Origin of the sequence: Actinomadura nitritigenes (genome assembly GCF_017573545.1) — a bacterium.
In the GTDB taxonomy this organism is placed as follows: domain Bacteria; phylum Actinomycetota; class Actinomycetes; order Streptosporangiales; family Streptosporangiaceae; genus Spirillospora; species Spirillospora nitritigenes.
Genome location: NZ_JAGEOK010000010.1, coordinates 44,609 through 63,105, shown reverse-complemented (window position 1 = coordinate 63,105; position 18,497 = coordinate 44,609). Strand labels below are relative to the sequence as shown.

Here is an 18,497-nt window from a genome sequence, read left to right as displayed (position 1 = left end):
CACCAACCTGGCGCACATCACCGGCGACGCCGCGTACAGCCCACTAACCCGGCGCGCTTCACGGAGCGACCAGCGCACACCACGGTCGACGCAGCACACCCCGCGGGCAGCCAGGGCAACACCGCGTACCACCACCAGGACGGGTCACACCACGGTCAGCGCGGCGCACATCCCAGCAACCCGGCGCGCATCACAGCCGACGACGCACACACCACCGCCAGCGCCGCGCACAGCCCAGCAACCCGGCGCGCGTCGTGGGCGACGACGCGCGCGGCGCGGCGCGGTGCGGCGAAGGCGGCCTGTTCAGAGTTCGAGGACCAGGCGCGGGCCTCGGGCGCGGGACACGCAGATCATCATGAAGCCGCCGTCCGCGCGCTCGTCGTCGGTGAGCACGGAGTCGCGGTGGTCAGGCTCGCCGTCCAGGACGGGCGTCTCGCATGTTCCGCACGTCCCCTCGCGGCACGACGACAGGACCGCGACGCCCGCCTCCTCGACCGTCTCCAGGATCGAACGCCCGGACTCGACCCGCAGGGTGCGGCCGGTGAGCGACAGCTCGATCTCGAACGCCTCGTCCGGGCCGGTGACGGGCTTCGCGGAGAAGCGTTCGGTGCGCAGCGCGCCACGGGGGCACCGCTCCTCGACCGCCGCCAGCATCGGCTCGGGCCCGCAGCAGTAGACGAGCGTGCCCTCCTTGAGCCCGGAGAGCGCGGCGTCGAGGTCGGGCAGTCCGAACTCGTCCTGCGGCCGCACCTCGACCCGCTCCCCGTAGCGCGCCAGGTCGTCGAGGAAGGCCATCGCCGCCCGCTCGCGCCCGCCGTAGAGGAGCCGCCAATCCGCACCCACCGCATCCGCCGCCGCCACCATCGGCAGGATCGGCGTGATGCCGATGCCTCCGGCCAGGAACAGGTAGCCGGGCGCGTCCTCCAGAGCGAAATGGTTGCGCGGGCCGCGCGTGAGGACCTTGTCGCCGACTTTCAGGCTCTCGTGGACGAACGTCGAGCCCGGCCCCTCCCTCAGCACTCCGAGCCGCCACGTCCGATCGTCGGCCGGATCGCCGCACAGCGAGTACTGCCGCACGAGACCGTCGGACAGCAGCAGGTCCACGTGGGCGCCGGGCCGCCAGGACGGCAGCGCGCCTCCGCCGGCGGCGCCCAGCGTCAGCCCCACGACGCCTTCCGCGAGATCGGTCCTGTCCAGGACGACGACCTCGGTCTCGACGGCGCTCTGGTCGGTCACGTGCCCCCCTCGCGTTCGTGGTCGTCCCGACCATCGCCGCTCCTCCGGGCTCGCGTCACCCCCCGCTTCCGTCAAACGGAAGAGCTCCGGTGACCCGGCGCCGTGCGAGCAGGTCATCCGTTTTGGCGTGTTCGTCGACTCACCAATGGAGATGTCGGAGGAGAGCCCCTCTGTGACGTACGGTGTTCCGCGGCGATACGGCGTTCGCCGTCGCGCATTCAGCGGGTGCGAGGCCCCCTGGAGTGACATCGGAGCGGATGATGAAGGCAGCGCGTTTCGACCGGTTCGGAGGCCCGGAGGTGCTCGAGATCGTGGATCTTCCCGATCCGCATCCTGGCCCCGGCGAGATCCGGATCGCGGTGCGCGCGGCCGGCGTCAACCCGAGCGACTGGAAGAAGCGCCGGGGCCTGATGGATCCGGAGCTTCCGCAGACGCTGGGCCACGAGGCGGCGGGCATCGTGGACGAGCTGGGCGAGGGCGTCGAGGACGTGGCCGTCGGCAACCGCGTTTTCGGCTTGTCCGCCGAGGGGGCGGCGCAGGCCGAGCTGGCCGTGCTGTCCTTCTACGCGCCCATCCCGCCGTCGCTTGACTTTCCCGAGGCCGCGGCGCTGCCTGCGGCCATCGAGACGGCCACGCGCGCGCTCGACCAGCTCGGCGTCGCAAGCGGCGGCACACTGCTCATCAACGGCGCCTCCGGAAGCGTCGGCAGCGCCGCGGTCCAGCTCGCCATGGCGCGCGGCGCGCGCGTGATCGGTACGGGCGGCCCGGCCAACCACGAGTACCTGCGCTCGCTGGGGGCCGAGCCCGTCGCCTACGGCGAGGGCCTGGCCGAGCGGGTCCGCGCGCTGGCGCCCGGCGGCGTCGACCTGGCGCTCGACGTCGCCGGAAGCGGGGTGCTGCCCGAGCTCATCGCTCTCGCCGGCGGCGCCGAGCACGTCGTCACGGTCGCCGACTTCGCCGGCGCGCGGGAGCACGGGGTGCGGTTCAGCCGCGGGGACGCAGGCCGCGCCGTCCACGTGCTCGGCGAGATCGGCGCGCTGATCGAGGCCGGACGCTTCTCGCTCCCGGTCGCGCGGACCTTCCCGCTCGCCGGGATCGCGGAGGCGCACCGGGCCGGCGAGGAGGGCCGCATGCGCGGGAAGCTCGTCCTGCTCGTCGGCTGACGCGGCCCTGGTTAGGCTCCCTTCACGGTCATTCTTCCTGGGAAAGGGCGGGCGCATGGACGTGCTGGAGCGGCTCCGGGAGATCTGCCTGGGAATGCCGGAGGCGACCGAGAAGCCGTTCGGGGGTCACACATCGCCCTCCTTCCGCGTCCGCGACAAGCTGTTCGTGATGACGAGCGAGGACGGCTCGTCCATGATGTTCAAGGCGGGGCCGGGGGTGCAGGAGGCCCTGGTGCCGGAGGGCCCGGAGCGCTTCTTCGTCCCGAAGTACGTCGGCGCCAAGGGATGGGTCGGCGCTCGCCTGGACGTCGAGCAGGACTGGGAGGAACTGGCGGAGCTCATCGAGGACAGCTACCGCCTGATCGCCCCCAAGCGTCTCTCGGCCTTGCTGGACTGAGTACCCGTCGCGCGCGCGGCCCGAGCCCCGTGAACAGCCGACGCGCCACCAGCCGCCGCGGGCCAGCGGGCACGGCACCAGGCGACGCGGCGCCAGCCGCCGCCAGCCAGCAGGTTTGGGCCAGCCGCCGCGGGCCGGCCGCCGTGACCAACCGACGCTGCACCAGCCGCCGCGGGCCAGCGGTACGGCGCCAGCCGCTGCGACCAGGCGGCGCGGCGCGAGCACTCGTGGCCAACCGGCGCGGCGCCAGCAGACGCGGGCCTGCCGTCACGGGCCAAGGGGCGCGGGCCAGTAGGCGCGGGCCAGCGGGCGCCGCGTTGGACGCGGTGGTCAGCGGGGGCGGCGGGAGAGGGAGGTCAGGCGGGCGGCGATGCGGGCCATCGTCGCGTCACCGGGTTTCCAGCCGCGTTGGAGGAGTGCGGTCAGAAGCGCCTCCAGGTAGGGGGCCGGCCGGTACAGGAAGAGCTTGGTGACGGGAATGATCTGCCAGCCCATCTCCCTCGCGAGCCAGCGGCGGCGGCTTTCGTCGTGGGCGCGGGCGGCCCGGCCGGTGTGGTGGCGCTCGCCGTCGTACTCGATGCCGACGCGGTAGTCCTCGTAGCCGAGGTCCACGTAGAGGCAGCGGTCGGGCGGCCCGGCGACGGGCACCTGCGTGCGCGGGCGCGGGAAGCCCGCGTCGACGACGGCGGTCCGGACCCAGCTCTCCCCGGGGGAGGCCGCGCCACGGTCGCCGAGGCGCAGGAGGTCGCGCAGCCGCCTGTTGCCGTGGTAGCCGGGGAGCGTACGGGCCATGGCCTCGAGTTCATCGGTGTCGACTCCGTTCCGGAGGAACTGATCCAGTGCGGCGACCGCCTCGGAGCGCGGAAGCCAGCGCGTGCAGTCGAGGGCCGTCCGTGCGCGGGAGGTGACGCGGATGCCCGCCTCCTCCCGCACGTGATCGGGTGGAAGGTCCACGTGGTCGGCGACGGGCGGGCCCGTCGCGCACTCGGCCGGCCCGGGAGTGATCAGTTCGACGTCCCAGTCGGTCTCGTTCACGCCCGGCGGGAGGACGTCGATGCCCCAGATCCAGGCGGCGGTGCGGCGGGCGATGACCGCGCCCGGCGGGAGGAGGCCGCTGAGGGCGGCGGCGCGGGCGGTGAGCGGGGAGCCGGTGCCGGGGGCGAAGTAGACGCCGGGGCCGACCGGGACGGCCGGGCCCCCCGCCGTCCGCTTCCAGGTGATGCCGAATCCGTTCATGGTCACCGATGATGCCGACCCCGCGAGCCCCCGGGAAGGGGCTCGGGAGAATGTGGATAACCCCCTGTCGAAGCAGGTCAGAGGCGTCTCCTGCCAAGGAGTACCGCGGTGAGGACGGCTCCGCCCAGGGCGACGGCGGCCGCGGTGGTGAAGAGGGTGTCCAGCCCCTCGGTGAACACGCTGTGCCGGCTCAGGACCGCTCCGTACACCGCGATCCCCACCGCGGACCCGACCTGCATGACGGTGTTGTTGACGCCGGACGCCATGCCGAGCCGGGACCGGTCCGCGACGTCCACGGCGAGGCCCCCGAGAGTCGGCAGCGCGATCCCGCACGCGAGGCCGGCCAGCGCCATGCCCGGGGCCAGGTGCGTCCAGGACGAGCCGGGCGTGAGGCCGTGCATGAGCAGGATCGCCAGCGCGAGGAGCGTCAGCGACGCCGTGACGAGCAGCCCCTTGGGGAGGCGGTCCATGACGGCGCCGGCGATCGGACCGGCGACGAGGATGGGGACGACGAGGGGCAGGAAGCACAGGCCCGTCTTGAGCGCGGAGAAGCCGAGCTGGTCCTGGAACCACAGCGACACGTAGATGAGCAGGGCGAAGACGCTCGCCTGCACGGCGAACGACCCGACCTGGGTCCCGCTGAACGCGCGGTCCCGGAACAGCGACAGGTCCAGCATCGGGTCGGCCAGGCGGCTCTCCACGACGAGGAACGCCGCGAGCGACGCCGCCGACGCGCAGAAGACGAGCGCGGTCTCGGCGCTTCCCCATCCGTGTTGCTGGACCCGCAGGAGCCCGAAGACCAGCAGGGACAGGGAGACGGCAAGGAGGCAGGGCCCGGCGAGGTCGATGCGGCGCCGTGCGCGGGGAGTCTCCTCGCGCGGCAGCGCTCGGGCGCCCATCGCCAGGGTGACGGCTCCGACCGGCACGTTCACCAGGAAGACCCAGCGCCAGCCGAGCCCCGAGACGAGCGCGCCGCCGACGACGGGGCCGAGGACGACGGCGAGCCCGGCGGCGGTGCCCCGCACGCCGAACGCGACGCCGCGGGCCTGTCCGGTGTAGCACTGCGCGATGAGCGCGAGCGTGGTCGCGAACATCAGCGCCCCCGCGAGCCCTTGGACGGCCCGCGCCGCGATGAGGGCCGCGGCGGTGGGCGCCAGGCCGCACGCCAGCGACGCCGCGGCGAACAGCGCCACGCCCGCGAGGAAGGAGCGGCGCCGCCCCCAGCGGTCGGCGAACGCTCCGGCCGTGAGCTGGGAGGCGGCCATCGCCATCGTGTAGGCGTTCACGACCCATTGCAGGTCGCCGAGGCCGGCGTGCAGGTCGTGACGCATTCCCGGGACGGCGACGGTCACCACCGTCGCGTCCAGCATGAGCATGAAGACGGCGGCGACGATCGCCGCGAGCGGCCACCATCCGCTCTCCCGATCCTGGCGGCCGGTGATCTCGGGGGCCGGTCTCTGGTCGACCATGCGACTCCTTCCCTAGCAGCGTTAGATTCAATCTAACACCGCTAGGGCGTGCCTAGCACCATTAGGGCAAAGGAGTGTGCGATGACACGGCGCGCTCAAGGAGGCGCCGGGGCGGCCGCGAGCGATGCGGCCACCGCTTCGCAGGGTGCGGCGCCGCTGGACGAGCCGTCAGATCGTCAGAGCGCCGCGTCGGGACGCATCGCGATGGCGGAGGACGCCGCCCACGCGCCGATGCGGTGGATCAGAGCCGGGGTCGCGGCGACCTCCGCGTGGCCGAACCCGGGTTCGATCCACAGTTCCTTCGGGTCGCCCGCCGCGTCGTACAGCTGCCGCCCGTGCTCGATGGGGAAGAACGCGTCGGCGTCACCGTGGACGATCAGCAGGGGCACGGGAGCGATGCGCGCCGCGACCTCGTGCGGCGCCTCCGGGACGGGGTCCCAGCCCTTGGCGGCGATGCGCGTTCCGCGCGCGAGGCGGACGGCGAGCCGCCCCAGGGGCCGCTCGATCACCCAGTGGACGCGGCGCATGGGGACGGTGTCGCGGTAGTACCAGCGGGCGGGCGCGCTGACCGAGACGACCGCGTCGACGGCGCCGTGCAGAGCGGCGTGCCGGATGGCGACGGCGCCGCCCAGCGAGAAGCCCGCGACGACGACGCGCCGGTACCCCCGGACGCGTGCCGCCGTGACCGCGGCCTGCACGTCGAGGACCTCGAGGTCGCCGACCGTGGAGTGCCCGCCGGACCGCCCGTGGCCGCGCAGGTCCAGGGCGAGGACGCCGCCGTACCGGTGGAGCACCGCGCCGATGCGGCGGAGCGCGGGCTGCCGCCAGGAGCAGGTGAAGCCGTGCGCGAGCACGAAGCAGAGGTCGCCGTCACCGCCGAGGTGTCCTGCGTCGATCCGCACACCGTCGGCGGCCTGGAGCGTCACGGGATCCGGAGTCACCACCCCTCCATGATCGGACATCGCGCTCCAGGGTTCCCTCCCGACCCCCGGGGAGAAGTGGGGCGGGTGGGGCTGAACGTGCAGGTGGGTGGGTAGATAGCCGGTGTGTCGGGGGCGCTGGTGAAGCCACGGGCGCGCGGGTCGGGGCGGCCGGTATGGGCGGCGAAGACCGCGCGCTGCGCCTGACGGCGCGCGGAGAGCCGCCGGAGGCGGAGGCCCGGGCCAACGAGCCGCGGGCCCCGGACGGCTTCCGTTCGCGTGCCGCCGGGCGTCCGCCGCGGCGCGGGATCGGCGAGCACGCGCTGCGGTCCATGCTGTCCTCGGCGTCGGCCCATGACAGGGCGGCGGCCTTGCTGGAGGACATGGCGGCCGTCCATCCCGAAGAGGCCGCGGCGCATCTGGAGTCGGCCGAACGGCATCGCCGGTGGGCCGACAACGACCGGGATCTGGCGGACCGGTACGGGCAGCGACATCAGGACCCGGACGATTCGTGACGCCCGCCGCAGGACGCGGGCCCAGGACCGCCGCCGCAGGAGCAGGGGTCGCCGCAGGGCGCGAGAGTGAGCGCGACCCCTGCCCGGCTCGCCCGGCGACGCTCTGTGCGACGATCGGGACAGCAGATCAGGGAGGTCCTCGTGCGCATCGGTGTTTCCCTCGGCGAGCGCGGCGGTCCCGCCGCGCTCGACAAGCTGGCCGACGATGTGCGGCGCGCCGCCGACGACGGTTTCGCCTCGGCGTGGATGTCGAACATCTTCGGCGTGGACGCGCTGACCGCGCTCGCGGTGGCGGGAAGCCGGGTGCCGGGCATCGAGCTGGGGACCGCCGTGGTGCCGACGTATCCGCGGCACCCGGCGGCGCTGGCCCAGCAGGCGCGGACGACGGCGCTCGCTCTCGGCGAGGGACGGCTGACCCTCGGCATCGGCCTGTCGCACAAGGTCGTCATCGAGGACATGTTCGGGTACGACTTCGGACGCCCCCTGCGGCACATGGACGAGTACCTGTCGATCCTGCTGCCCCTGCTCGACCACCGGACGGCGTCGTTCACCGGCGAGACCCTGCGCGGCCAGGTCGGGCTGACCGTCCCGAACGAGGGCCGGGTCCCGGTGCTGCTGGCGGCGCTCGGCCCCAAGATGCTGAAGCTCGCCGCGGAGCGCACCGACGGGACCGTCCTGTGGATGACGGGGCCCGCCACCGTCCGCGACCACATCGCGCCGACCATCACCGCCGCGGCCGAGGCGGCGGGCCGTCCCGCTCCCCGGATCGTCTGCGTCCTTCCGGTGTGCGTCACGGACAACGCCGAGCGCGCGCGAGAGCGGGCGGCGAAGGCGTTCGAGGTGTACGGGACGCTGCCGTCCTACCGCGCAATGATGGACCGGGAGGGCGCCGAAGGCCCCGCCGACCTCGCCGTCATCGGCGACGAGGGCGCGGTCGGCGCGCGGCTGGAGGAGCTGGCCGCGGCGGGGGTCACCGACTTCGTGGCGGGCGAGTTCGTCCCCGGCGCGGAACGCGAGCGGACCCGCGCCTTCTTGAGGTCGCTCGCGGGCTGACACACGCCGGCCGCGCGGCCCGCGCCCGCCGCATGGCCAGCGCCCGCCGCGTGGCCCCATGCCGGCGCCGGCGTCAGGACGAGATGAGTTCGTAGAGGTTGCCGCTGGAGTCGGAGAAGTACAGGCCGCGGGCGCCGAGCGGGTGGTCGGTGGCGACGCGCCCGTTGTCGGGGTGGGCGGGCTGGTCGCCGTAGGGGATCTCGCGGGCGTCGAGGCGGTCGACGACCGCGTCGAAGGTGGCGGCGTCGACGTCGAACGCCAGATGGTGGCCCTGCGGGAAGGCGACGGTCATGAAGTCGAGGGTGAGGCCGTCGTTGACCTTGACCGGGACGAAGTGGCGGGCGTGCGGGTGGGGGCCGTTGCAGTCCAAGCCCATGACGGCGGCGAAGAAGCGGGCGGCCTCGTCGTTGTCGGCAGCGGTGACGATGGTGTGGTTGAGGGTGATGGTCACGCGGGGCTCCCTTCGGGGGTCGTGTCGGTGAGCGCGCCGTTCAGGAAGACGTCGAGGTACTCCTCGAGGGAGGGCGCCGGGGAGTCGGGGCCGGTGGGCGGGCGGCTCCAGGTGAAGACCAGGCCCATGAACATCCCGGCGGTGTCCTCGACGGACAGCCGGAGGCGGTCCGCGTCGGGCTCGAAGAGCTCGGCCAGCGCGCCCCGCGTGCGGGCCATGGCGGACGCCCGGTCGATCGCGGCGTCGGCCGCCTCGCCGCCGCCGTGCGAGCCGCGCTCGCGGCGTCCGGTGGCGTGCAGGGCGCCGAGGACCATGCCCATGCGGCCGAGGTAGGCCTGGATCGCCGCGGTGGCCTCGGCGAGCCGGCCGGCCAGCGGCTGGTCGAGCGGGATCTCCTGGATCTCGGCGAGGACGTGGTCGGTGCGCAGCGCCTCCGCCACGCAGGCGTCGAGGAGCTCGTCCTTGTCGGCGAACACGCGGAAGATCGTCGCCTCCCCGATGCCGGCGGCGCGGGCGATCTGGCCGGTGGTGACGGCGGTGCCGTGCTCGGCGACCAGCGGCAGGGCCGTCCGGACGATCATTTCGCGGCGCTGCTCCGGACTCATCCCGGGGGCGCGCCTGCGGCTCTTGGGTTCCATGCCCCCACTGTACGGAGTGAGTACTCACTCCGTCAATGATGGAGTGAGTACTCACTCCGAGGCGCGAGCGAAACCGGATAAGGCGGCTGATAACGTTGCACCTCAAGCGCGCCCTGGAGCGAAGTCCGGTGTGAATCCGGCGCTGTCCCGCAACTGTGGTGCCCCTGTCGAAGAGGCCGAGCCAGGTCGCCTCCGTGCGCGCCGACGACTCTCGACCTCGTGGAAGGGCGATCCGTCATGACGGGCCGCGGCTTCCCTGCAGCCAGGAGGCTCCTGTGAGACCCGTACGCGTCCTCGGCGCGGCCATCGTGACCGCCGCCGTGACGCTCGCCGCCGGGTGCGGCGGCGACGGCAAGACCAAGACGCCGGAGAGCGGCGCCGCGACCGTCACCGTCCAGGCCGGCAACGGCGCGGTGGCCGTTCCCGCCCATCCGAAGCGGATCGTGTCGCTGTCCCCCACGCACACCGAGACCCTGTTCGCCATCGGCGCCGGCTCCCAGGTCGTCGCCGTGGACAGCCTCTCGGACTACCCGTCCGGCGCACCGAAGACCCAGCTCTCCGGGTTCAAGCCGAACGCCGAGGCGGTCATCAAGTACCGTCCCGACCTCGTCGTGCTGTCCAACGACATGGACGGCATCGTCAAGGCGCTGGAGAAGGTCAAGATCCCGGTGCTGCTGGAGCCGGCGGCCGCGAAGCTCGACGACGCCTACGACGAGATCGACGACCTGGGGCTCGCCACCGGGCACGCCGCGGAGGCGAAGAAGGTCACCGACGGGATGCGCGCCGACATCCAGAAGACCGTCGCCGCGTCCACCAAGGGCAAGGGCCTCACCTACTACCACGAGCTGGACAACCAGCTCCACACCGTGACGTCCGAGACGTTCGCCGGGCAGGTGTACGGACTGTTCGGCCTGCGGAACGTCGCGGATGCGGCGGACAAGGGGAGCGGCGGCTACCCGCAGCTGTCCCGCGAGTACCTCGTCAAGAAGGACCCGGACCTGATCTTCCTCGCGGACACCAAGTGCTGCGGCCAGAACGCCGCCGCCCTCGCCAAGCGGCCGGGCTTCCAGGACCTGAGGGCCGTCAAGGACGGCGGCGTGGTGCCGCTGGACGACGACCTCGCCTCCCGCTGGGGTCCGCGCCTGCCGCAGTTCGTGAAGGCGATCGGCGACGCGGTGCAGAAGACGCGTTGACCGCCGCCTCGAAGGACCCCCGCCCGTGACGCCCCCCGACCGCGGACCGTCCCCGGCCGCACGACGGCGCCGGGAAGAGGACGCCGGGCCACGCGTGCGGGGGCGGCTGCGGGTGCTGCCGCTGGCCGTGGCGCTGGTCCTGCTGGCCGCGACGCTGCTGGCGGGGCTGGTGGTGGGCGCGGCCGGGCTCCCGGTCACGGGCATCCTCGAGGCGCTGGCCGACAAGCTCCCCTTCGTGCACGTCGACAGCGGGTTCAGCGTCGTCGACGAGAACGTGCTGTTCCAGCTGCGGGTGCCGAGGGTGCTGATGGCGGCGCTCGTCGGCGGGATGCTGTCGATGGCCGGCGCCGGGTACCAGGGCGTGTTCCGCAATCCGCTGGCCGATCCGTACCTGCTGGGCGCGGCGGCGGGCGCGGGCGTCGGGGGCACGCTGATGATCGTCCTGGTGCCGGGCGACCCGGGCTACGGGGTGCCGCTCGCGGCGTTCGCGGGCGCGATCCTCGGGGTGGCGATGGCGTACGCGCTGGGCAGCACGGCGGGGCGCGGGAACCGGGCGGCGACGCTGGTGCTGGCGGGGGTCGCGGTGTCGTCGTTCCTGTCGGCGGTGCAGACGTTCCTGCAGCAGATGAAGGCGGAGGAGCTCCAGCGGATCTACTCGTGGATCCTCGGCGGGGTCGGCTCGGCGGACTGGCACCAGCTGGCGCTGGTCGCGCCGTACTCGCTGGTCTCGTCGGTGGTGCTGCTCGCGCACGGGCGGCTGCTGGACGTGCTGAGCGTGGGCGACGAGGAGGCGGCGTCGCTGGGGCTGTCGGCGGCGCGCGTCCGGCTGACGGTGCTGGTCGCGGCCTCGCTGGCGACGGCGAGCGCGGTGGCGGTGAGCGGGCTGATCGGGTTCGTCGGGATCGTCGTGCCGCACGCGGTGCGGCGGCTGGCGGGCGGCTCGTACCGGGTGGTGCTGCCGCTGTCGCTGCTCGGCGGGGCCGCGTTCCTGGAGCTGGCCGACCTGGCGGCCCGCACGGTGATCGCGCCGGGCGAGCTGCCGCTCGGCGTGGTGACGGCGTTCGTCGGGGGCCCGTTCTTCGTGGCGGTGCTGCGGGCGAGCCGGCGGCAGGTGGAGACGTGACGGTCGCGGTGCGGGACCTGGACGTGTCGCTGGGCGGCCGTCCGGTGCTGAAGGGCGTGTCGCTGAAGGTCGCGGCGGGGTCGTGGACGGCGGTGATCGGGCCGAACGGCGCGGGGAAGTCGACGCTGCTGCGGGCGGTGCTCGGGCTGCTGCCGTGCGCGGGCGAGATCGCGGTGGCGGGCGCGGACCTGGCGGCGATGAAGCCGCGGCAGCGTGCCCGGCTGATGGCGTACGCGCCGCAGAGCCCGAACCTTCCGGTCGGGATGACGGTGTTCGACTACACGCTGCTGGGACGGTCCCCCTACATCCCGCATCTGGGCCGGGAGAGCGCGCACGACCGCGCCATCGCGAGGGAGGTCCTCGACCGCCTCGACCTGGCGGGGCTCGCGGACCGTCCGCTCGACCATCTGTCCGGCGGGGAGCGGCAGCGTGTGGTGCTGGCGCGCGCGCTGGCGCAGCAGACGTCGGTGCTGCTGCTGGACGAGCCGACGACGGCGCTGGACATCGGGCACCAGCAGCAGGTGATGGAGCTGATCGACCAGCTCCGGCTGTCGGACGGGCTGACCGTCGTGACGACGATCCACGACCTGACGCTGGCCGGGCAGTACGCCGACGACCTGGTGCTGCTGTCGGGCGGCCGGGTCGCGGCGGCGGGGACGCCCGGCGAGGTGCTGACCAGGGCGGCGATCCAGGAGCACTTCGGCGCCCGCGTGCATGTCCTTCCCGGGCCGGACGGCCGGCCCCTGCTGTCCCTGGAGCGCCGGTGAACATCGAGCTGGTCTGGCGGGACGAGGACGGCGCGCGGCTCGCCGCGACGGTGTGGCGCGCGGGCGCCGGGTGGCGGGCGGTGTCGTCGGCGATGCTCGGCGGCGGGATCGGGCCCCGCAACTGGGTGCTGAACGCGCAGGTCCGCGGGCGGTACGCGCGGACGGACCCGGTCGTCCACCTGGAGGAGCTGGCCGCGTCGTTCGGGCTGGACGGCCCGGGCGTCGGGATGCTGACCGCGGCGTCCGTCGCCCGGACGATGCGGCGCGAGGACGGCGGCGTCGCCGCGTCGGCGACGGTCGGGCTCCGCGTGCCGACATGGGCGGCGGCGCCCGAGGGGGCCGCCGACCCGGAGCTGGCGCCGCTCCACCTCGACGTGCCGCCGCCGTCACCGGAGCCGGAGCCCGCTCCCCCGCGGCCCGCTTCACCGGAGCACGGGACGGTGTGGCACCCGGGGACGATCAACATCGTCGTCGCGGTGCCGGTCGCGTTGAGCGACGGCGCGCTGGTGAACGCCGTGGTCACCGCGACGGAGGCCAAGACGCAGGCGCTCTTGGAGGCGGGCTACCCCTGCACGGGCACCGCGTCGGACGCGATCTGCGTGGCGGCCCGGACGTCGGGCACGGAGGAGCCGTTCGCCGGTCCCCGTTCGACGTGGGGCGCCCGGGTGGCGCGCGCCGTGCACGCGGCGGTCCGCGCGGGCGCGCTGGACTACACCGAGTACCTGCGGGCGAACCGCCCCTGACCTGCGGGCGGGCCGGGCCCGGCGTACCGGCCGCCCCACCGCCCCGGTGCGGTGCGGCGGCCGGTTCAGGGCCAGTGACATGTGGTGAAGGGCCTCACCTCCTCTTTGTGGTCGATACGCCGGCGGATGGTCAGCCGGCGTGGGGAAGGCGGTGGCCGTTGACCGCGAGCGGGTCGGTGCCGTCCAGCGAGGACCCGCCCCGCGAGGAGCCGTTCACCGGAGACCCGTTCAGGGGGGACCCGTTCAGCGGGGGCAGGGGGTGCAGGCCGGTCGGCGGTTCCCGGTCGGCGGCGGGCCGGCCGTCCGGCCGCGGGTCCGCCGGGCGGGTGAGCGCGTCGACGCGGCGGCGGGCGCGGTCGGCCTCGGCGCGCGCGGCGTCCCGTTCGGCGGTGAGGGTCTGGACGGCGGCGCGCAGCTCCTCGTTGGCGCGCGACAGGTCCCGGTTGCGCCCCTCGACCTCGCGGGCGCGCGCCTGGATCTGGTCGCGGTCGGCGACGGCCTGCCCGCGCTGGGTCTCGGCGTCGCGGACGGCGGCGCGCAGGTCCTCGGCGGCGCGCCGCGCGGCGGCGGCCTCGATCCGCTGCCCCTCGGCGGCGGTCTCGGTCTCCGACAGCCGGCCGTGCAGGCCGACGAGCTCGGTCCGGGCGGTCTCCAGCGCGGCGAGCAGCTCGCCCTCGCGGGAGGCGATCCGGTCGCGTTCGCGTTCGGCGGCCAGCTGGGCGGCGACGGCGGCGTCCGCGGTGTCCCTGGCGTCCTGGCCCTCGCGCCGCGCGGCGTCGCGTTCGGCGGCGGACCGCCCGGCCTCGGCGCGGGCCGCGGCGGCCGCCTCCTCGGCGGCGTCCGCGCGGGCGCGGGCGGTCGCGGTCTCGCGCCACGCGGCCTCGGCCTGGCGCTGCGAGGCGTCCCGTTCCCGCTGCGCGACCGCGATCTGCCCGGCGGCGTCGGCGCGGGCGTCGGCGACCCGCCGCTCGACGCCGGCGACGCTCAGCTCGGAGACCATCGACCCGGCGAGCCGGTCGGCGACGGCCTCGAGCCGCTCCACCATCTCCCACGTCCAGGCGACCTGGCCGGTGAGGCCGGGCGCCTCGCGCGCACGCTCGCGGTTCTCGTGCGCGGCCCGCTCGCACGCGCCGCCGTTGTCCTGGCAGTAGCGGACGGTGCGGGCACCGCGCACCGGCTGCGGTACGGGCCTGCCGCAGCCGGTGCACGGCCAGACCGCGACCGGGTCGCCCAGGCGGGAGATCCCGGCGCGGGGCACGGTGTCGAGGCCGGTGCCGAGGCCCGTGCCGCGCCCTGTGGCGAACCCGCTGTCGGACCCGGTGTCGGCGCCGTCGCCGGCGGGCGGGGGCGGCGCGTCCTCCGGCGGGACGCTCTGGGCGGCGTACGCGGGGTCGGTGTAGAAGCCGGGGTCCGTGATCACTGGAAGATCGGTCAACGTCGGGGCGGCAGGGGTCGGGGCGCTGTCGAACGGGGCGACCTTCTGGTCTTCCATGTGCCGTTGTACGCGGCGCGCCCCGGGAACGTTCGACGGTCCCGCCGGCGACTTGCGGCGCGCCTCCCCCAAGGGCCGCCCGCGACCGCCTAGCCCTCCTGTTCCCGCAGGTAGGCGTCGCGCACGCGGCTGCGGCTGAGCTTGCCGGACGGGGTGCGCGGCAGCTCCGCGCGGAACTCCACCCGGCGCGGATGCTTGAGCTTGGCCAGCCGGGGCTCGCAGTGGGCGAGCAGTTCGGCGGCGAGGGCGTCGCCCGCGACGGCACCGTCCGCGGGCTCGACGAGGGCGACGACGCGCTGCCCCCAGTCCTCGTCGGGGACGCCGATGACGGCGACGTCGCCGACGGCGGGATGCTGGAGCAGCACGGACTCGATCTCGGCCGGGTAGATGTTCACGCCGCCGGAGATGATGAGGTCGGTGCGGCGGTCGCTCATGTAGAGCCAGCCGTCCTCGTCGAGGCGGCCGAGGTCGCCGGGGGTGTAGAACTCGCCGCGCATGGTGGAGGCGGTCTTGTCCGGGTCGCGGTGGTACTCGAAGCCGGGCTGGCCGGCGGCGTAGATCAGGCCGGTCTCGCCCGGCGGCAGCTCCGCGCCCTCCGGGTCGAGGATCCTGATCCGCACGCCGTCGACGGCGCGGCCGACCGTGCCGGGGCGGGCGAGCCAGTCCTGCGGGGTGGCGACGACGACGGCGCCGCTCTCGGTGGAGCCGTAGTACTCGTAGAGGACGGGCCCCCACCAGTCCATCATCCGCTGCTTGGTCTCGACGGGGATCGGCGCGGCGCTGTGGTAGACCTGCCGCAGCGACGACAGGTCGTACCGGGCGCGGACCTCGTCGGGCAGGGCGAGCATGCGGTGGAACATGGTCGGCACCATGAAGGAGTTGGTGACGCCGTGCCGCTGGATCAGCTCGAGGGTGTGCTCGGGCCGGAACCGGGACGCGACGACGACGGCGTGCCCGAGGCTGAGCGCCATCATCGCGTGGACGCAGGGCGCCGAGTGGTAGAGCGGTCCGATCGCGAGGTGCACCTCGTCGCCCGGTTCGAGGCCGAGGTGGGTCATCAGCGTCGTGCGCATGACGTCGAAGAGCAGTTCCGGCGGGACGTCCAGCAGCGGGCGCCGCACGCCCTTGGGCCGCCCGGTCGTCCCGGACGTGTAGAGCATGATGGAGCCCATCCGGCGCTTGGCCGGCGGTGAGGCGCTGCCGGACGCGCACAGCCCGGCCATCGAGCGGTAGCCCTCGGCCGGGTCGACGCTGATCCGCAGCCCGGCGGCGATCCCGGCCTCGTCGGCCGCTCCGGACACGACCGGCGCGAAGGCGCTCTCGGTCACGACGGCCCCGGCGCCGCTGTCGGCGAGGATGTAGCCGATCTCGGGGGCGGTCAGGTGGCGGCTCACCGGGACGATGTAGAGGCCGGACTGCATCGCCGCCAGCAGCACGGTCAGGAAGTCGGGGCGGTTGCCGAGGACGGTCGCGACGGCGTCGCCGGGCCGCAGGCCGAGCCCGTCCAGGGCGTTCGACAGCCGGTTCACCTCGGCGTGCAGCTCGCCGTAGGAGACGGGGACGCCGGGGGCCAGGATCGCCGGGCGGTCCGGGTCGTTGGTCGCGATCTCGTAGAAGCCGACGCCCTCGACGCCCATGCGGCTCTCCTCTGCAGCGGGTGGGATGGCCGGTGACCTTTCATCCCATATGACCCACCCGTGGGTCGGCGCGTCAAGATTGCGGGCCGTCCGGAATCCGGGGCGGCCCGAAGGCGCGTCCCGGCGCGCTGCGGCCGGCGAGGCGCGTTCCGTCAGGCGGCTTCGAGGGCGGCGCGGGCCATGGTGTGCAGGAGGGCGCCCATCGCTTCGCGGTCGAGGCCGGCTGCGCTGCGCGGGGTGGAGTTCAGCAGGCCGAAGCAGGCGTGGACGGCGGCGCGGGTCCGCCCGTCGGGCAGCCCGGGGCGCAGCCGCCGCAGCACGGCCACCCATTCCTCCACGTAGGCGCGCTGCAGCCGGCGGACCTCGTGCCGCTGCGGCGCGGGGACGTTGTCGAGCTCGCGCTCGTGGACGGTGATGAGCGCCGGGTTGTCCAGCGCGAACGCGATGTGCCAGCGGAGCAGCGCGTCGAGGGCCCGGCCGGGGTCGGGATCGGCGGCGCGGCGGACGCCCTCGGCGTGCAGCCGCTCGCTGATGTCGACGAGCATCTCGCCGAGGACGGCCTCCTTGCCGCTGAAGTGCCGGTAGAGGGCGGGGCCGGTGAGCCCGACGGCCCGTCCGACGTCGCCGATGGACGCCCCGTGGTAGCCGCGGCGGGCGAACAGCTCGGCCGCGGCGGCGAGGATCTCCGCGCGGCGCGGGTTCACCGCGGCGAGGGGCGGCCCGGCGGCCGGGTCGCCGGGCGCCGCGGCCGGGTAGGAGGTCATGGGGGTGAGTCTAGACCAAGCTTGTTAATGAGCATTAACATCTCTACCATCGGCGTTGTTAACGAGCATTAACAGGGAAGGGGACCATGACCGGACCCGAGATCGGCAGCCGCGCCGACGTGGCCGGCGAGGCGTTCAAGGCGAGCGCCGCGCACAACGAGGCGCTGGCGGCCGAGCTGCGCGACCGCGTCGACCGGGCCGGGCGCGGCGGTCCCGAGCGGGCCCGCGAGCGGCACGTGGCGCGCGGCAAGCTGCTCCCCCGCGACCGGGTCGACACGCTGCTCGACCCCGGCTCGCCGTTCCTGGAGCTGTCCCCGCTCGCCGCGAACGGCATGTACGGCGACGAGGCGCCGGGCGCCGGGATCATCACCGGCGTCGGCCGGGTGTCCGGCCGCGAGTGCGTGATCGTCGCCAACGACGCCACCGTGAAGGGCGGGACGTACTACCCGATCACGGTCAAGAAGCATCTGCGCGCGCAGGAGGTGGCCCTGCACAACCGCCTCCCCTGCGTCTACCTGGTCGACTCCGGCGGCGCGTTCCTGCCCCGCCAGGACGAGGTCTTCCCCGACCGCGAGCATTTCGGCCGCATCTTCTACAACCAGGCGACCATGTCCGGGCGCGGCATCCCGCAGATCGCCGCGGTCATGGGCTCCTGCACGGCGGGCGGCGCCTACGTCCCGGCGATGAGCGACGAGGCGGTGATCGTCCGCGGCCAGGGCACGATCTTCCTCGGCGGCCCGCCGCTGGTGAAGGCCGCGACCGGCGAGATCGTGACGGCGGAGGAGCTGGGCGGCGGCGAGCTGCACTCCCGCACGTCCGGGGTGACCGACCACCTCGCCGAGGACGACGCGCACGCGCTGCGGATCGTCCGCGACATCTTCGGCACGCTCGGCCCGCGCGAGCCGCGCCCGTGGGACGTGGCGGCGCCGGAGGAGCCGGCGGTCGACCCGTCCGAGCTGTACGGGGTCGTCCCGCCCGATCCGCGCACCCCCTACGACGTGCGCGAGGTGATCGCGCGGATCGTGGACGGCAGCCGGTTCCAGGAGTTCAAGAAGGAATACGGCCCGACGCTGGTCACCGGGTTCGCGCGGATCCACGGGCACCCGGTCGGGATCGTCGCCAACAACGGCATCCTGTTCGGCGAGTCGGCGCAGAAGGGCGCGCACTTCATCGAGCTGTGCGACCGGCGCAGCGTCCCGCTCGTCTTCCTGCAGAACATCACCGGCTTCATGGTCGGCCGCGAGTACGAGGCGGGCGGCATCGCCAAGCACGGCGCGAAGATGGTCACGGCCGTGTCGTGCGCGCGCGTCCCGAAGTTCACGGTCGTCATCGGCGGCTCGTTCGGCGCGGGCAACTACGCGATGTGCGGCCGGGCCTACTCGCCGCGCTTCCTGTGGATGTGGCCGAACGCCCGCATCTCGGTCATGGGCGGGGAGCAGGCCGCGAGCGTGCTCGCGACGGTCCGCCGCGACCAGATGGACGCCCGCGGCGAGGAGTGGCCGGCCGAGGACGAGGCGGCGTTCAAGGCGCCGATCCGCGACCAGTACGAGGCGCAGGGCAACCCGTACTACTCGACGGCCCGGCTGTGGGACGACGGGGTGATCGACCCGCTCGACACCCGCCGCGTCCTCGGTCTCGGGCTGTCCGCCGCCGCCAACGCACCGCTGGAGCCGGTCGGCTACGGCGTCTTCCGGATGTGA

Annotated in this window: 18 protein-coding genes; 9 read left to right on the top strand and 9 right to left on the bottom strand. The window is 74.3% G+C overall.

Translation table 11 applies throughout. The annotated features are described in order from the left end of the window. Nucleotides 1–303: 303 nt before the first annotated feature. The gene (locus J4557_RS16815) at nt 304–1,236 is read right to left on the bottom strand and encodes a PDR/VanB family oxidoreductase (RefSeq protein WP_307799882.1); all 933 of its coding nucleotides are present in this window, start codon (nt 1,234–1,236) and stop codon (nt 304–306) included. 260 nt (nt 1,237–1,496) lie between these two features. Between J4557_RS16815 and J4557_RS16810 the strand changes: the two genes are divergently transcribed. Together J4557_RS16810 and J4557_RS16805 are read left to right on the top strand one after the other, a co-directional pair. Continuing rightward, complete coding sequence (locus J4557_RS16810) at nt 1,497–2,399, top strand: NADP-dependent oxidoreductase (RefSeq protein ID WP_208267484.1); 903 nt, start codon at nt 1,497–1,499, stop codon at nt 2,397–2,399. 55 nt (nt 2,400–2,454) lie between these two features. Then, nucleotides 2,455–2,796, top strand: coding sequence for an MmcQ/YjbR family DNA-binding protein (locus tag J4557_RS16805; RefSeq protein WP_208267483.1), 342 nt, complete (start codon nt 2,455–2,457; stop codon nt 2,794–2,796). Nucleotides 2,797–3,126: 330 nt separating this feature from the next. On the opposite strand, the gene J4557_RS16800 is transcribed toward J4557_RS16805, so the two are convergent. From J4557_RS16800 to J4557_RS16790, 3 genes are all read right to left on the bottom strand, one after another. After that, nucleotides 3,127–4,032: a type IV toxin-antitoxin system AbiEi family antitoxin gene (locus tag J4557_RS16800; RefSeq protein ID WP_208267482.1), complete on the bottom strand. Its 906-nt coding sequence runs from the start codon at nt 4,030–4,032 to the stop codon at nt 3,127–3,129. A gap of 77 nt (nt 4,033–4,109) precedes the next feature. Continuing rightward, nucleotides 4,110–5,501 carry an MFS transporter gene (locus tag J4557_RS16795; RefSeq protein ID WP_208267481.1) on the bottom strand — a complete coding sequence of 464 codons (1,392 nt, stop codon included), beginning with the start codon at nt 5,499–5,501 and terminating at the stop codon, nt 4,110–4,112. A 176-nt stretch (nt 5,502–5,677) separates the two neighbouring features. Next, nucleotides 5,678–6,442 (bottom strand): alpha/beta hydrolase, encoded by a 765-nt coding sequence (locus J4557_RS16790; protein ID WP_307799880.1) that lies wholly within the window; start codon nt 6,440–6,442, stop codon nt 5,678–5,680. A 155-nt stretch (nt 6,443–6,597) separates the two neighbouring features. Between J4557_RS16790 and J4557_RS16785 the strand changes: the two genes are divergently transcribed. Further along, nucleotides 6,598–6,936 (top strand): hypothetical protein, encoded by a 339-nt coding sequence (locus J4557_RS16785; protein WP_208267479.1) that lies wholly within the window; start codon nt 6,598–6,600, stop codon nt 6,934–6,936. A 141-nt stretch (nt 6,937–7,077) separates the two neighbouring features. Beyond that, a complete protein-coding gene (locus tag J4557_RS16780; protein ID WP_208267478.1) occupies nt 7,078–7,989 on the top strand; it encodes an LLM class F420-dependent oxidoreductase in 912 nt (303 codons plus the stop codon). Between the two features lie 73 nt (nt 7,990–8,062). Here the strand turns inward: J4557_RS16780 and J4557_RS16775 are convergent, their stop codons facing one another. Together J4557_RS16775 and J4557_RS16770 are read right to left on the bottom strand one after the other, a co-directional pair. Further along, complete coding sequence (locus J4557_RS16775) at nt 8,063–8,440, bottom strand: VOC family protein (protein ID WP_208267477.1); 378 nt, start codon at nt 8,438–8,440, stop codon at nt 8,063–8,065. Further along, nucleotides 8,437–9,078: a TetR/AcrR family transcriptional regulator gene (locus J4557_RS16770; RefSeq protein ID WP_243775895.1), complete on the bottom strand. Its 642-nt coding sequence runs from the start codon at nt 9,076–9,078 to the stop codon at nt 8,437–8,439. Before J4557_RS16770 ends, J4557_RS16775 begins: the two co-directional genes overlap by 4 nt. Before the next feature lie 275 nt (nt 9,079–9,353). Here J4557_RS16770 and J4557_RS16765 point away from each other — a divergent pair, with 275 nt between their 5' ends. From J4557_RS16765 to J4557_RS16750, 4 genes are all read left to right on the top strand, one after another. Continuing rightward, the gene (locus J4557_RS16765; RefSeq protein ID WP_208267476.1) at nt 9,354–10,271 is read left to right on the top strand and encodes an ABC transporter substrate-binding protein; all 918 of its coding nucleotides are present in this window, start codon (nt 9,354–9,356) and stop codon (nt 10,269–10,271) included. Nucleotides 10,272–10,365: 94 nt separating this feature from the next. Continuing rightward, entirely contained in the window at nt 10,366–11,394 is a 1,029-nt protein-coding gene (locus J4557_RS16760) for a FecCD family ABC transporter permease (RefSeq protein WP_208267843.1), read from the top strand. Next, nucleotides 11,391–12,161 carry an ABC transporter ATP-binding protein gene (locus J4557_RS16755; protein WP_208267475.1) on the top strand — a complete coding sequence of 257 codons (771 nt, stop codon included), beginning with the start codon at nt 11,391–11,393 and terminating at the stop codon, nt 12,159–12,161. The genes J4557_RS16760 and J4557_RS16755 overlap by 4 nt, the downstream gene beginning before the upstream one ends. Before the next feature lie 2 nt (nt 12,162–12,163). After that, the gene (locus J4557_RS16750) at nt 12,164–12,904 is read left to right on the top strand and encodes an adenosylcobinamide amidohydrolase (RefSeq protein ID WP_208267844.1); all 741 of its coding nucleotides are present in this window, start codon (nt 12,164–12,166) and stop codon (nt 12,902–12,904) included. A 130-nt stretch (nt 12,905–13,034) separates the two neighbouring features. On the opposite strand, the gene J4557_RS16745 is transcribed toward J4557_RS16750, so the two are convergent. The 3 genes from J4557_RS16745 to J4557_RS16735 all read right to left on the bottom strand — a co-directional run bounded on the left by J4557_RS16745 (nt 13,035) and on the right by J4557_RS16735 (nt 16,797). Next, nucleotides 13,035–14,324, bottom strand: a complete 1,290-nt coding sequence (locus J4557_RS16745) for a phytochrome family protein (RefSeq protein WP_208267474.1) — start codon at nt 14,322–14,324, stop codon at nt 13,035–13,037. A 161-nt stretch (nt 14,325–14,485) separates the two neighbouring features. After that, nucleotides 14,486–16,033, bottom strand: coding sequence for an AMP-binding protein (locus J4557_RS16740; protein ID WP_208267473.1), 1,548 nt, complete (start codon nt 16,031–16,033; stop codon nt 14,486–14,488). Between the two features lie 152 nt (nt 16,034–16,185). Further along, nucleotides 16,186–16,797 (bottom strand): TetR/AcrR family transcriptional regulator, encoded by a 612-nt coding sequence (locus J4557_RS16735; protein WP_208267472.1) that lies wholly within the window; start codon nt 16,795–16,797, stop codon nt 16,186–16,188. Nucleotides 16,798–16,883: 86 nt separating this feature from the next. Between J4557_RS16735 and J4557_RS16730 the strand changes: the two genes are divergently transcribed. Next, nucleotides 16,884–18,497, top strand: a complete 1,614-nt coding sequence (locus tag J4557_RS16730) for a carboxyl transferase domain-containing protein (protein ID WP_208267471.1) — start codon at nt 16,884–16,886, stop codon at nt 18,495–18,497.

Bases quoted from the DNA above. Each gene is read 5' to 3' on its own strand.
- J4557_RS16740 (WP_208267473.1), bottom strand. From the start codon at position 16,033: ATGGGCGTCGAGGGCGTCGGCTTCTACGAGATCGCGACCAACGACCCG.
- J4557_RS16785 (WP_208267479.1), top strand. From the start codon at position 6,598: ATGGGCGGCGAAGACCGCGCGCTGCGCCTGACGGCGCGCGGAGAGCCG.
- J4557_RS16730 (WP_208267471.1), top strand. From the start codon at position 16,884: ATGACCGGACCCGAGATCGGCAGCCGCGCCGACGTGGCCGGCGAGGCG.
- J4557_RS16795 (WP_208267481.1), bottom strand. From the start codon at position 5,501: ATGGTCGACCAGAGACCGGCCCCCGAGATCACCGGCCGCCAGGATCGG.
- J4557_RS16805 (WP_208267483.1), top strand. From the start codon at position 2,455: ATGGACGTGCTGGAGCGGCTCCGGGAGATCTGCCTGGGAATGCCGGAG.
- J4557_RS16800 (WP_208267482.1), bottom strand. From the start codon at position 4,032: ATGAACGGATTCGGCATCACCTGGAAGCGGACGGCGGGGGGCCCGGCC.
- J4557_RS16810 (WP_208267484.1), top strand. From the start codon at position 1,497: ATGAAGGCAGCGCGTTTCGACCGGTTCGGAGGCCCGGAGGTGCTCGAG.
- J4557_RS16770 (WP_243775895.1), bottom strand. From the start codon at position 9,078: ATGGAACCCAAGAGCCGCAGGCGCGCCCCCGGGATGAGTCCGGAGCAG.
- J4557_RS16735 (WP_208267472.1), bottom strand. From the start codon at position 16,797: ATGACCTCCTACCCGGCCGCGGCGCCCGGCGACCCGGCCGCCGGGCCG.